The organism is Streptococcus tangpeifui (assembly GCF_044503215.1).
GTDB classification, from domain to species: domain Bacteria; phylum Bacillota; class Bacilli; order Lactobacillales; family Streptococcaceae; genus Streptococcus; species Streptococcus tangpeifui.
This window is the reverse complement of record NZ_CP172427.1, coordinates 2,069,582-2,082,752: the sequence shown is the minus strand read 5'-3', so window position 1 is coordinate 2,082,752 and position 13,171 is coordinate 2,069,582. Positions and strand designations below refer to the sequence as shown.

Here is a 13,171-nt window from a genome sequence, read left to right as displayed (position 1 = left end):
TATTCTTTTAGTTTATTTTTTATCTTCCTGCCATTCATTTTCTGAACGCAGTTCATTAGACATCATATTAAAGATGGATTCCTTAATATCAGCACCTTCATAGATAGCCTTATAAATAGCTGTGGTGATTGGCATATAGACGCCGAGTTGCTGGGCCAATTCATAGGCCACCTTTGTCGTTGAAATGCCTTCGATTACCATCCCCATGTTGCGCTCAACATCTTCTAATTTTTCACCGCGTCCTAGGGCATCACCGGCCCGCCAATTGCGAGAATGAACAGAAGTCCCAGTAACAATCAAATCACCGACTCCAGACAGACCGCTATAGGTCAGCGGATTGGCTCCCATCTTAACACCCAGACGGGTGATTTCAGCCAGACCACGAGTGATAATAGCTGCCTTGGCATTGTCACCATAACCCATACCATGCAGAGCACCAGCTCCAACGGCAATGATATTTTTCAAAGCTCCAGCTGTTTCCACTCCAATAACGTCTTGATTGGTGTAGAGGCGGAAGTAATGGTTGCTGAAGATAGCCTGAACATATTTGGCAGCTTCCAAATCTTTAGAAGCGGCTGTAATCAGAGTGATATCACGGACAATAGTTTCTTCGGCATGACTTGGTCCAGAAACAACCACGATTTCACTGCGTAAATCAGCAGGAATCTCTTCTTCCAGAATGGTTGATAGGCGTTCATGGGTACCAGGCTCTAAGCCTTTAGAAGCGTGCATGATGACAACCTTGTGGCCGAGAATTTCAGCTACCTGTTTAGCTACTAGACGTGTCACCTTGGTTGGTACTACAAAAAGAATTGCATCAATGCCATCCAAAGTTTGCCTTAGGTCCTTGTAAGCTTTAATCTTATCATCCAGCACAACATCCTTGAAATACAAGGTATTGGTATGCTGGTCATTGATTTCATCAATCTGTTCGGGGATATTTCCCCAAATGCGGACCTCATGCCCGTTGTCATTCAGTACCTGAGCGAGAGCAGTCCCCCAAGAACCCGGTCCCAAGACAGCAACTTTTTGTTTTGTCATAATAGGTCTCCATATCATAGTATCACTTTCATTATATCATAAAATGAAGATACCACGGACAAAAGCAAGTTAAATAATTCAAATGACTGATGAGGAGTGGACAAACAGTCATGATAGCTTAGCCCTCACCCACAAAGCATTGTAATCTCTGAAGATTACGTATAAAAAATTGGTAAATCGTTGTGAAATGACGATTTTGATTTTCCTCGCTCTCCCATTTTGAGGATCAGACCTCTACCGCTCCCTTGTTTTAAGGCGGCAGGTCTTTGGCAGGCTGTCCTCAGATCACAAAATCGAGGGTTCAGTTTTCGCAAGGTCCTAGTCCAATCAACTCAAGGACAATTAATCCAGCTTGTTCGAAGATTTTCTTGAGAAATTCATAGACTAGGCTGGCTTTTTCCTTTTTAATGACGAATATCTTAGTGTATAATAGGAAACAGTAAAAACTGATGCGAGGTTAGTAATGACAAAAATTCGTGGTTTTGAGCTGGTCAGCTCTTACAGCAATCAAGATCTCTTACCCAAACGTGAGACAGCTCATGCAGCTGGTTATGACCTGAAGGTGGCAGAAACTACCAAAATTGAACCGGGAGAAATTGTTCTCGTGCCAACAGGGATCAAGGCTTATATGCAGCCGGGAGAAGTCCTTTATCTTTATGATCGCTCTTCTAATCCGCGTAAAAAGGGTTTAGTGCTCATCAATTCAGTTGGGGTTATCGATGGTGACTACTATGGCAATCCCAATAATGAAGGGCATATTTTTGCGCAAATGCAAAATATCACGGATAAAATGGTGACCTTGGAAGTTGGGGACCGCATTGTCCAAGCTGTCTTTGCCCCTTATCTGGTAGCAGATGGCGATCAGGCAGTGGGAGTTCGCTCAGGTGGTTTTGGTAGCACAGGCCGATAAGCAAGCAGAAGGAGGACGATAACGATCGCTAAGAAAAAATCAATCTTTGTCTGTCAGGAATGTGGTTACAATTCCCCCAAATATCTGGGGCGTTGTCCTAACTGTGGCTCTTGGTCCTCTTTTGTTGAAGAAAAGGAAGTCGAGGAAGTCAAGAATGCTCGAGTGTCTTTGACAGGGGAAAAAACAAAGCCAACCAAGTTAAAAGATGTCTCCTCTATTGATTATGCCAGAACCAAGACGAACATGGAGGAGTTTAACCGAGTCCTCGGTGGCGGTGTCGTGCCCGGCAGTCTGGTTCTTATTGGTGGAGATCCTGGTATCGGGAAGTCAACTCTCTTGCTGCAAGTCTCGACCCAGCTGGCCAATAAGGGAACGGTGCTCTATGTGTCAGGGGAAGAGTCGGCCGAGCAAATCAAGCTGCGCAGTGAGCGCCTAGGCGATATTGACAATGAATTTTACATTTACGCTGAAACGAATATGCAAAATATCCGCTCTGAAATCGAGCGCCTGAAACCGGATTTTCTGATTATTGACTCTATCCAGACGGTCATGAGTCCTGAAATTACCAGTGTTCAAGGTTCTGTTTCTCAGGTGCGGGAGGTGACGGCTGAGCTTATGCAGCTGGCCAAGAGCAATAATATTGCCACCTTTATTGTGGGTCATGTCACCAAGGAAGGGACCTTGGCTGGTCCGCGGATGCTGGAGCACATGGTCGATACGGTTCTCTATTTTGAAGGGGAACGTCATCATACCTTTCGAATATTGCGGGCGGTGAAAAACCGCTTTGGCTCAACCAATGAGATTGGGATTTTTGAAATGCAGACGGGCGGTCTGGTTGAGGTCCTCAATCCTAGTCAGCTCTTCTTGGAAGAACGCTTGGATGGGGCGACAGGCTCGGCTATTGTTGTCACCATGGAAGGAACACGTCCGATTTTAGCTGAGGTTCAAGCCCTAGTCACACCGACGGTTTTTGGCAATGCCAAACGAACCACGACAGGACTCGATTTCAATCGGGTTAGCCTGATTATGGCCGTCTTGGAAAAACGCTGCGGTCTCCTTCTGCAAAATCAAGATGCTTATCTCAAGTCAGCTGGTGGGGTCAAGCTGGACGAGCCAGCTATTGATCTGGCGGTGGCAGTCGCTATTGCATCTTCCTACAAGGAAGCACCGACTAATGCTCAGGATGCCTTCATCGGTGAAATCGGTCTGACAGGAGAAATTCGCCGTGTCAATCGAATTGAGCAACGCATCAATGAGGCTGCTAAACTTGGTTTTACCAAAATCTATGCACCTAAGAATGCCCTGCATGGGATTGATATCCCCAAAAACATTGAAGTCATTGGAGTTTCAACAGTCGGGGAAGTTCTGAAGAAAGTGTTTAAATCATGATAGAAAAACAAACAAACGACATTGTCTATGGTGTCCATGCTGTAACCGAAAGCCTGCAAGCTAATACAGGTAATAAACTCTATATTCAAGACGACCTGAGGGGCAAGAATGTTGATAAAATCAAGGCCTTAGCAGCTCAGAAAAAGGTTGCTATTTCTTGGACTTCCAAGAAAGCTCTGTTCGAGATGACCCAGGGAGCTGTTCACCAAGGCTTTGTCCTGCGGGTTTCAGAATTTGCCTACAGTGATTTGACGACAATTTTAGCCAAAGCAGATCAGGAAGAAAATCCGCTGATTTTGATTTTAGATGGTTTGACGGACCCCCATAATTTCGGTTCGATCCTACGAACAGCCGATGCGACTGGCGTTGCTGGTGTTGTTATCCCTAAGCACCGGGCGGTTGGCGTTACTCCAGTTGTTGCCAAAACATCAACGGGAGCGGTAGAACATATCCCCATTGCCCGTGTGACCAACCTCAGTCAAACCTTGGATAAACTGAAAGAGTCTGGCTATTGGATTTTTGGAACTGATATGGATGGCACGCCCAGCCAAAAGTGGAATACAGCTGGCAAGCTAGCCCTGATTATCGGCAATGAGGGCAAGGGGATTTCCCCCAACCTCAAAAGGCAAGTGGATGAAATGATTACTATCCCTATGACTGGTCATGTGCAAAGTTTAAATGCCAGCGTAGCTGCGGCTATCCTCATGTACGAGGTTTTTCGGCATAAGCTCTAAGCAAAGTATGGAAATCTGATCTCCATCCGTTTAGAGGTCAGGCACAACCTTGTCCAATATTCCTTTTTTTGGAATAAACTCTTAGCGCAGTGGTTGCTTAGCAAGAGATGGGGCAAACAGTTTGGGAGACTGTTTGAGAAAACCAATATCAACTGTGCGGAAGTGGGCGTGAAATGCCCCAGTGGAGTTTGTCAGTCGGGGATAGACTGACAAAGCCTGCCGTCTTAAAACAAGAGTTCGGCAGCAGTCTAAGCCTTAAAATGGGAGAGCGAGGAAAATCAAAATCACCATTTCACGACGATTTACCGATTTTCCCCACTCCTTTTTAGCTCCCTAAGAAAAGGAGGCCTTTTCGTGAAAAAGAAAATTCTTTTAGTTGATGGCTACAATATGATTGCCTTTTGGCAGGAAACCCATCGTCTCTTTAAAACCAACCAGCTGGATGCAGCTAGAACTATTCTGCTACGGAAACTCAGCCATTATGCTAGTTTTGAAGGTTTGGAAATTATCTGTGTCTTTGATGCTCAGTATGTTCCTGGCAGCCGCCAGAAATATGATGACTACGCTCTGACAGTTATCTTTACCGAGGAAGATGAGACAGCTGATTCTTATATCGAGCGGACGGCTGCTGAGCTGAACAGTCCCCTCAATCGGGTCGAAGTAGCTACTAGCGACCTCAATGAACAATGGACGGTCTTTTCTCAAGGGGCTCTGCGAGTCTCTGCTCGAGAACTTGAAGAACGGGTTAATGTGGTCAAGTCAAACTTGGACAAGATGTCTAAAAATATTGATCTCTATACCCCTCGACTAGGATCTCTAGATAACGAACAGCTCGCCAAACTCCGATCTTATTTGGACGATCTTTAACTGGAGAGCAGGAAGAGTAAGCCGATTTTCTTTCATTTAATCAACACTATTGGCACGGTGCTTTTTAATGAAAGAAAATCATTTACAAATGCTTCAAAGTCGGTTATGCTAGTCTTTGGAGAGAGAACCATCATAAAAACGGAGGTTGGCATGACTTTTAAAATCATTACTGATTCGACTGCCGATTTAGACGAAAACTGGGCTCAGGCCCAAGATATTGATATTCTCGGATTAACCATTACCTTAAACGATAAAACCTATCCCACGGTTGGTCCTGAACGCGTGACAAGTGAGTTTCTTTTGCAGGCCATGAAAGCTGGTGCTCAGCCGACGACTAGTCAGGTTAATGTTGGTCAATTTGAAGCTAGTTTTAAAACTTATGCCCAAGAAGGGCGGCCAATTCTCTATCTAGCCTTTTCCTCGGTTCTTTCAGGGACTTACCAGTCCAGCCAGATTGCTAAAGATCTGGTCCTAGAGACCTATCCAGAAGCAGTCATTGAAATTATTGATACTAGGGCCGCTGCTGGAGGGGAAGGCTATCTTTCTATCCTCGCCGCTCAAATGCGGGACCAAGGGGCTAGCCTTGAGGAGGTCAAGGCAAAAATTATTGATGTTCTGCCTCGCTTGCGAACCTTCTTTTTAGTAGATGACCTTTATCACCTTATGCGAGGGGGGCGTCTATCTAAGAGTTCTGCTCTGATTGGCAGTTTAGTTAATATCAAACCCCTGCTTTGGCTGGATGCTGAGGGCAAGCTAGTTCCCTTAGCAAAGTTGCGGGGGCGTAAGAAGGCTATAAAGGAAATGCTGGTTCGGGCAACTCAGGATGTGGAAACCAGCACTGCTGTTGTTGCCTATTCTAACGATGAAGCCAGTGCCCAAGATCTCAAGGCTAGATTGCTGGAAAATTCCGCTATTTCTGAGGTACTCATGATGCCGCTGGGACCAGTTATCTCGGCCCATGTTGGCCCTAAGACCTTAGCCATCTTTACGATTGGTCATGAACCTCGCTAGGCGGGCCAGTACTGACAATTTTCGATGGCGAAATGGCTTTGACTGATTTGTAAACGATGAGCTTTAACCATAAAAAACTTCAAGTTCTTGAACCACAATATTCAGGAGCTTATTTTTTTATGAAAATGACCTTGTAGAATGGCCTTTGTTATGTTATCATGGTACAAAATTTAAATGAAGCTTTAAGAAAAGAATACTATGACAATGTAAAAACTGCGCATGTCTATTAGGTTAGTCTGGAAATACTGGTCGTTACTGAAATCTTCATACGAGGACTGGGTTGCTTTATCGCTATTTGATTGCCCTTGTCCAAGATGGTGCCCTCCTTCTTATTTGCTGTTTTTTTTCAGTGAGAAATTTATAGTTCTGTACGAAGGTGCTATTGGATTTTGACGACAAGTAAGCTAGTTTTATACGCAATTTTCAGAGCTTACAATATTTTATGGGTAATTGCGCAGCAATCACGGCTGTCTGTCCCCTTATCGTGTCCTCTTTATTAGGAGAAATTACCTTCATCGCAAGATTTGTTGGCATCTTCCTTATCCATTGGTCTTGCAGCGAGTATTCTTGAAGGGTATCTTTTTATAGTCCTGATTCTAGGCTATTTGAGTAAGGAAGAAGTCCTGCCATAAGCAAAATCAAATAGGCAGTAACTTTTCAGGTCTTAGCTTTAGTAGCGGTATACGTGTTAACGTACTGGTTTGTACCAGTCTTGCCTTGATTTACTTTTTGTCCTCCTGTGTTGTAAGAAATTAGAGGAGCTCTACCCAATTTCTGGAAAATCCAGGTAATGCAGAAGTCAGCGAGGTTCTAAATTGTTAAACAAGAAAAAACAAGGAGAGGAAATGATGTCTGGAAAGATCAAACGAGGTCACCTAAAACTTTGGCAGAAAGCTACTGTAGTCTTGACCGGTTTGGTAACACTGCTAGGAGCTGCTGTCATAATCTATACCCTATTTAGTGAGGGTTCCACATCTCCAAAATCCATTCAGAATGACTTTTTAATGGTTTTAACAGGGATTTTTATGATAGTAATGCTGATCTTTGTGGTTCTCTTACTGCTGGGAAAAGGCTGGGAGCAACTGGGGCCAGAGGAAATGTCACCGCAGGAGCGTAAGTTTCGCTTTCGCTGGAGTAATTTCAACATGGGTAACATAATCTTGATAGTCTTACATCAGATTTTTCATCTACCTTATTGGCTGGCTGTTCTAATTGATGTCATTGTACTCATCAACTTTTGTATTCTAATCTATGTCATGCTGACCCATAAGACTATTCGCTCAGACGAGAATTCACTGTAAAAACGGAGATTTATTATGAAAGTATTTTTAGAAAAACTTAAATGGATTGGTCTTGCTATTGGCCTCTCTCTGGCTGAGCAAGCAGGGATGCTTGTTATTAGCTTTGCAGCTGTTGTTAAAACAGTAGCAAAGTATGGCCGACAAGCCGATCCCAATCATCTTTTACCGGCTGGACCAGTTGGTGTTGGTTTAGCTGTCCTAGTGGAGCTAGGAGCTCTAGCCTTGGCCGTTTGGCTCCTTTATAGGTGGGATTTTATTAAGAAAAAAAGGCTGAACTGGAAAATCTTAGTTTTTGGTCTTATTCTTGCTTATGTTTTGGTGACAGGAATTGAGCAGGTGGCTAGTTTTATCATGCAGCTGGAAGATAAAACCAATACTTCCAACCAACAGGCTGTAGAAAGTATGCTGTCCTACGTTCCAGCTTTCTTTATGATTATTGCGGTGGCTATCACAGCACCGGTTATTGAAGAATTAATTTTTCGTGGTTTTATTCAGCAAAAGCTCTTTCGCAATCCTTGGCTGGGCTATCTCTTTGGCAGTCTAGCTTTTGGTTTGGCGCATACCCCTGATTCTTGGGGAGCAGCGCTGGCTTACATTGGTATGGGAGCTGTTATAGGTTTCTTTGCCTTTAAATACAAACGGCTGGAATATGGTATTGTTCTGCATATCCTCAATAATTTTATTTCTGTTTTAATCATGTACCAAATGATTAGCCTTCCTTGGTAGGTCAAGTTAGTAATTAAATGGGAAAGGAAAAGATATGAAAATTGCTAAAATTGCTTTTAATAAGTTGAAATGGCTGTTGTTAGCCTTCCTACTTTTTTATCTGGATAATGCTCTCCAAGTTTGGTTTATCCTTGGGAAAAACTTAAGCAAGACAGGAACCTCTCTAACGGCTACACTTGTATTTTTACTGGCAACTCTCCTTTTGTTTTTACTCTTTAAGTTTTTGAGAGAACCTCTGTCCATTAAATCCTTGACCAGCACTAAGTTTGCTTGGTATTTATTAGCCCTGCCAGCTGTTTTTATCACCAATGTTATTGGCAGTTTGGTTCAACAACTGTTAACACATTCTAGCGCCAGCGCCAACCAAAATGCCTTGATGAACTTAGGGATGCCCTTTTATTTAGCGATTGCTTTTTTGGTTATTTTCGCTCCTGTTACTGAAGAATTGATTTTCCGCAAGTGCCTCTTAGAAAAGGTTTTTGGCTTTGAGGGCTACTGGAAATGGATTGGTTGGCTGGTGACGGCCGTCCTCTTTGCTGCCATTCATCTCATTCGGGATCCTGCTAATATTGGCGGTTGGATTACCTATGGAGGTATGGGCTTGGTCTTTGGTTTTGTGGCGATGCAATCCAAGCGGGTTGAATATAGCATCGCTATTCACATGTTTATGAATGCTTACGCTACCTTCATCATGATTTTGATGACCTTAGGTCAATAAGGGTTAAAGAAAAAAGCTGAAGGGCGAACGTCCGACTAAGCGGGCTAGATGTAATTGATAGCTGGCACGCCTGATTCTAGGCTCTATCGCATTGGTAACCCCTGCTAGGCCCAACTTTACGGGATGCTTGCCTGATGGCAGGAAAATACTAAAACTCCTCAGAAACCAGTATTTCTGAGGAGTTTTGTTAAAGATAATATCTAAAGAAAATCAAAATAGACAAAGCGGACCTTCGTTAAATCTGCTGTCTCTGAATTTAACACGTCAAGTTTTATAGGATCGTGTCTAAGCCTCCATTAAAACACACCGATGACAAAGCATTGATTGCTAGGGCTCGTGTCATAAGGTCCTTATAGGCTGGGCTCACTTCTACCCATTTAGCCAAAGGTAGAAACGGGGAGTATTAACATTAAGTCAGGCTCAGAGCTCTTTAGCTCGAGCGATAGTGGCATCAATGCTGGAAATGGCAGAAGCGGTTAAACCAGTCTTTTCCAAATCTGCCAAGCCTGCGATGGTAGTACCGCCAGGACTGGCAATCTTATCAATTAAATCATGGGGACTTTCCTGTCCCTGACTGAGATTCTGTGCACTGGCTAGGACAGTTTGTGTAACAATGCTCAGGGCTTGATCCTTAGGAAAGCCATGCTTGACACCAGCCAGAGCTAAGGCCTCCATGAAGAGGTAGATGTAGGCTGGACTTGAACCAGCCAAAGCAGTGAAAGTATCAAAATCCTTCTCAGCAATTGCAAAGGTAGACCCGAAACAATCGGTGATGGTTGTAGCTAAGTCCCAAACTTCCTCATCAACATACTGATTGGCACAGATGGCTGTGGTACTCTGCAAAATCTGGGCATTGATATTAGGCATAATCCGAATCAGAGGTAGGCTAGGGTCGGTTAGCTCGGCCAAGCGTCTTAGGCTGACCCCAGCTGCCATGGATATGATGGGCTGATGAAAGTCCAAGGGTTCAAGAACAGTAGGCAAGACCTGAGGCTTGACTCCCAAAATGATGAGATCGGCCTCTGCAACTAAATCAGTTTGTTTTGCCAAGGCTCTGACTCCCAATTGTTCAGCTTGACGGGCTGTTTTTTGCGGGTCACGCCCGGTCACTAAAAGATCAAAGTCTGTTTTCTCTAGCCCCTTGATGATAGCTGTGGCCATCTTTCCAAGGCCGATAAATCCAATTTTCATAGCTGATAACCAAGACTTTGCAGCCTGCAGCCTAACCAGTTGCGTTAGCAAAGTCCCTTTCCTTAATAGTTTTTGATTAGATTGACTGTGGAGCGATCCAATTTTCTAATAATTGCTTGCAAGAAAGCCTGAGCCTGATAGAAGTCGTCTATATTGTAGAGAGTTTGGTGGGAGTGGATGTAGCGAGCACAAACACCAATGGTAGTCGCAGGCACCCCGCTGTTTTGTAGGTGGGCAGCTCCAGCATCAGTACCGCCCTTGGCTGCATAATACTGGTACTTGATGCCGGCTTCTTCAGCTGTTGTCAAAAGGAAGTCTCGCATATTAGCCAGCATAACATGACCTGGATCGTAGAAACGAATCAAGGTACCGTCACCGATTTTACCTTGGCCACCGTAAACGTCGCCTGCCGGTGAGCAATCAACGGCAAAAAAGAGTTCAGGGTCAAACTTGGTCGTTGAAACATGAGCTCCGCGCAGACCAACTTCCTCTTGAACATTGGCACCAGCAATCAGGGTATTGTCCAGTTGGCTTGTTTTCAGCTTGTCTAAGAGCTCAGTCACCATGAGAATTCCATAGCGATTATCCCAAGCCTTGCTGATGACGTTTTTTTGATTGGCTGTCAGAATAGCTTGACTATCCGGCACAATAATGTCACCGGGAGTAATGTCAAAGCTTTGCGCCTCATTCTTATCACTAAAGCCGCCATCAAAGATAATATCAGCAACGGCTGGTAGGTTAGTCTGACCATTTTGTCCCCGCAAGAAATGTGGAGGAACTGATCCTGAAATAATCGGTAACTTCTGACCCGAGCGCGTGATTAAAGTAAAACGCTGCGAGGAGAGAACCAATGGATTCCATCCTCCTATAGCTACAGCTCTCAGAGTCCCATTTTCCTTGATTTCACTGACCATAAATCCGACTTCGTCCATGTGGGCAGCCACCATGACTCGCGGAGCATCAGACCTTGCACTTTCTTTGATCCCAAAGAGTCCTCCCAGACCGTCGGTTTCAATTCTGTCGACATGAGGTTCAATAGCCTGACGCAGATAGTCTCTCACTTGGCTTTCATGACCAGCCAAGCTCTTAAGATTTGTCACTTCTTGAATTTTTGTAAATAAGTCTGTCATTGCGTCCTCACTTTCTTAGTCTTATTTTAGCATAAAGCTGGTTGGTCAGTCCTATTCTGTCTGTCGCCAAAGGCCTTTATTTATGATAAAATGAAAGGCATGAAACATAAGAAATTACTGCTAACAACAGGTCTGGCAGGTCTAGCAGGCTTGACAGCTCTGGGCTATGGTCTGCAACAAAAGATGGCTGACCGTAAGCAGGCCCGCCTTGTAGCTGAAATTAGAGCTTATTTTAGTCAGATGGGGGATATTCAGGTCCTCTATATCAAGGATTATGAGACAGAAGGCTCCAGTTTATCAGGCGGTCTGGTCTTTGAAGATGGCCGCGTCCTTGATTTTATCTATGATGACGGCCATATTTCCTATAGTGAGGAGCAAGAAGATGCTTAAACCAGAAACTTACGAAGAATTAGCTGCCTATTTAGAACAAGATGGCCGTTTGGTCTTCTTATTCACAGCGGATTGGTGTCCCGATTGCCAGTTTCTCTATCCGTTTTTGGATGAGTTAGAAGCCGACAATCCTCATGTTACCTTTGTTCAAGTAGATCGCGACGCCTTTATGCCCCTGGCTCAGAAATGGGATATTTTTGGGATTCCTAGTCTGATTGTCGTGGAAAATGGTCAAGAGATTGGCCGTCTGGTCAATAAACTTCGTAAGACCAAGCAGGAGATTAACAGTTTTTTAGCAGGATTGAATTAAACAGAAGGAAGTCAGATACTCATGATTTTTGCTTATAATAAAGAACAAGTCGGCGATGTCCTCATGGTCATCCTTCAAGATACCAAGCCAATTGCCCGTCAAGTTGAGCGCAAGGGCAAGGTTGCTCGTGTTTATGCAGAAAATGACGGACGTACCTTAGCTTGGAATATTTTTGAAGTTTCCAGTCTGATGGAGCTGACTGGAAATGGTCAAGTCTTTCCGAGCGAAAAGGATATAGAGATTCTCAATCAAGAATTAGCCAAGGAAGGCTTTGAGGAAAGTTTAGAAGCAACTCCTAGTCCAGTTTTTGTTGTTGGACAAATTAAGGAAATGGAGTCTCATCCAGATAGTGATCACCTCAATATTTGTCAGGTAGCTATTGGCGGGGACCAGACCGTTCAAATCGTGGCTGGAGCTCCAAATGCTGCTGTTGGCCTTAAGACCATTGTAGCTCTGCCCGGAGCTATGATGCCCAGTGGCAGCCTGATTTTTCCAGGTAAGCTTCGAGGAGTTGATAGTTACGGCATGATGTGTGCTCCTCGGGAATTAGCCCTGCCAAACGCTCCGAAGAAACGCGGTATTATTGAACTGAATGATTCTGCTGTAGTCGGTGAAGCTTTCGACCCAGCCAAACATTGGCAAAACTAGGCCTGCTAACGTTTCATTTGTTAGAAATATCTACAAGAATCAGGAAAATGGAATAGACAACTGGCAGCGTCCTTCTTCACACAATACTATATTTTTTGATGTTGACGTATAAGAAATCTGTAGATGAGGAAGCTTGATTTTTCTTACTCTTTAATTTTTGAAATTAGGCTGCAATTTGCCTACTGGAGCATTTTAAGCTCACCTCTTAGAAATGCTTTGCCATTAATCCATGCATGATATGGAAAGTCAAAAAGCGGACAAGATTAGAGTTCTACTACGACAATTCTAAAATGTTTGCTTTTTAATTTATTATTGTTTTTTATCCTAAACCTCTTTTTTCATTTCTTTTACGAATAAGAAAGTAAGGAGGTGAAGATATGTATAATAAAGTCATTCTTATCGGCCGTTTGACAGCAACTCCCCAGATGGTTAAAACCCCTTCGGATAAATCCGTCTCCCGCGTGACTTTAGCTGTCAATCGCCGTTTTAAAACTCAGGATGGTGAACGCCAAGCTGACTTTGTCACTGTCGTTTTCTGGGGCAAGTTGGCTGAAACACTCGTCTCTTATGCTGGCAAAGGGAGTCTGGTCTCTCTTGATGGTGAGATCAGGACGCGTCATTATGAAAAGGATGGACAGACTCGCTATGTAACCGAGGTCCTGGCTCAATCCTTCCAGCTGCTGGAAAGCCGTGCCCAACGAGCCTTACGTGAAAATAACGGCACCGGCGACCTAACAGACTTAGTCCTCGAAGAGGAAGAACTCCCTTTTTAATTCTAATATCCTAATTCCTACCTTGATCATAG

At 44.0% G+C, this 13,171-nt stretch carries 15 protein-coding genes; 12 read left to right on the top strand and 3 right to left on the bottom strand.

Going from position 1 to position 13,171, the window contains the following annotated elements; translation table 11 throughout:
• Positions 1-12 precede the first annotated feature (12 nt).
• The gene (locus ACFSN5_RS09590; RefSeq protein WP_165329419.1) at positions 13-1,041 is read right to left on the bottom strand and encodes an NAD(P)H-dependent glycerol-3-phosphate dehydrogenase; all 1,029 of its coding nucleotides are present in this window, start codon (positions 1,039-1,041) and stop codon (positions 13-15) included.
• A gap of 463 nt (positions 1,042-1,504) precedes the next feature.
• On the opposite strand from ACFSN5_RS09590, the gene ACFSN5_RS09585 reads away from it, so the two are divergent.
• The 8 genes from ACFSN5_RS09585 (at position 1,505) to ACFSN5_RS09550 (ending at position 8,697) form a co-directional block, all read left to right on the top strand.
• Positions 1,505-1,951: a dUTP diphosphatase gene (locus ACFSN5_RS09585; RefSeq protein WP_165212173.1), complete on the top strand. Its 447-nt coding sequence runs from the start codon at positions 1,505-1,507 to the stop codon at positions 1,949-1,951.
• Positions 1,952-1,975: 24 nt separating this feature from the next.
• On the top strand, positions 1,976-3,340 hold the full coding sequence (gene radA / locus ACFSN5_RS09580; RefSeq protein ID WP_165212325.1) for a DNA repair protein RadA: 1,365 nt from the start codon (positions 1,976-1,978) through the stop codon (positions 3,338-3,340).
• A complete protein-coding gene (rlmB, locus tag ACFSN5_RS09575; RefSeq protein ID WP_165329420.1) occupies positions 3,337-4,074 on the top strand; it encodes a 23S rRNA (guanosine(2251)-2'-O)-methyltransferase RlmB in 738 nt (245 codons plus the stop codon). The genes radA and rlmB overlap by 4 nt, the downstream gene beginning before the upstream one ends.
• Positions 4,075-4,428: 354 nt before the next feature.
• Positions 4,429-4,941: an NYN domain-containing protein gene (locus ACFSN5_RS09570; protein WP_165212177.1), complete on the top strand. Its 513-nt coding sequence runs from the start codon at positions 4,429-4,431 to the stop codon at positions 4,939-4,941.
• A 150-nt stretch (positions 4,942-5,091) separates the two neighbouring features.
• The gene (locus ACFSN5_RS09565) at positions 5,092-5,952 is read left to right on the top strand and encodes a DegV family protein (protein WP_004229784.1); all 861 of its coding nucleotides are present in this window, start codon (positions 5,092-5,094) and stop codon (positions 5,950-5,952) included.
• A gap of 845 nt (positions 5,953-6,797) precedes the next feature.
• Positions 6,798-7,253: a hypothetical protein gene (locus ACFSN5_RS09560; protein WP_165212179.1), complete on the top strand. Its 456-nt coding sequence runs from the start codon at positions 6,798-6,800 to the stop codon at positions 7,251-7,253.
• A gap of 15 nt (positions 7,254-7,268) precedes the next feature.
• Positions 7,269-7,979 (top strand): CPBP family intramembrane glutamic endopeptidase, encoded by a 711-nt coding sequence (locus tag ACFSN5_RS09555; protein WP_165212181.1) that lies wholly within the window; start codon positions 7,269-7,271, stop codon positions 7,977-7,979.
• A 34-nt stretch (positions 7,980-8,013) separates the two neighbouring features.
• A complete protein-coding gene (locus ACFSN5_RS09550; protein WP_165212183.1) occupies positions 8,014-8,697 on the top strand; it encodes a CPBP family intramembrane glutamic endopeptidase in 684 nt (227 codons plus the stop codon).
• Positions 8,698-9,117: 420 nt separating this feature from the next.
• Here ACFSN5_RS09550 and proC read toward each other — a convergent pair whose 3' ends face one another.
• Together proC and pepA are read right to left on the bottom strand one after the other, a co-directional pair.
• A complete protein-coding gene (gene proC, locus ACFSN5_RS09545) occupies positions 9,118-9,888 on the bottom strand; it encodes a pyrroline-5-carboxylate reductase (RefSeq protein WP_165212185.1) in 771 nt (256 codons plus the stop codon).
• 62 nt (positions 9,889-9,950) lie between these two features.
• Positions 9,951-11,018, bottom strand: a complete 1,068-nt coding sequence (gene pepA, locus ACFSN5_RS09540) for a glutamyl aminopeptidase (protein WP_165329421.1) — start codon at positions 11,016-11,018, stop codon at positions 9,951-9,953.
• 99 nt (positions 11,019-11,117) lie between these two features.
• Between pepA and ACFSN5_RS09535 the strand changes: the two genes are divergently transcribed.
• The 4 genes from ACFSN5_RS09535 to ACFSN5_RS09520 all read left to right on the top strand — a co-directional run bounded on the left by ACFSN5_RS09535 (position 11,118) and on the right by ACFSN5_RS09520 (position 13,139).
• Complete coding sequence (locus ACFSN5_RS09535; protein ID WP_165212187.1) at positions 11,118-11,408, top strand: DUF4651 domain-containing protein; 291 nt, start codon at positions 11,118-11,120, stop codon at positions 11,406-11,408.
• A complete protein-coding gene (locus ACFSN5_RS09530; protein ID WP_165212189.1) occupies positions 11,401-11,718 on the top strand; it encodes a thioredoxin family protein in 318 nt (105 codons plus the stop codon). The genes ACFSN5_RS09535 and ACFSN5_RS09530 overlap by 8 nt, the downstream gene beginning before the upstream one ends.
• 21 nt (positions 11,719-11,739) lie before the next feature.
• Entirely contained in the window at positions 11,740-12,366 is a 627-nt protein-coding gene (gene ytpR, locus ACFSN5_RS09525) for a YtpR family tRNA-binding protein (protein WP_165212191.1), read from the top strand.
• 377 nt (positions 12,367-12,743) lie between these two features.
• Complete coding sequence (locus ACFSN5_RS09520) at positions 12,744-13,139, top strand: single-stranded DNA-binding protein (protein ID WP_165212193.1); 396 nt, start codon at positions 12,744-12,746, stop codon at positions 13,137-13,139.
• Positions 13,140-13,171: the final 32 nt, after the last annotated feature.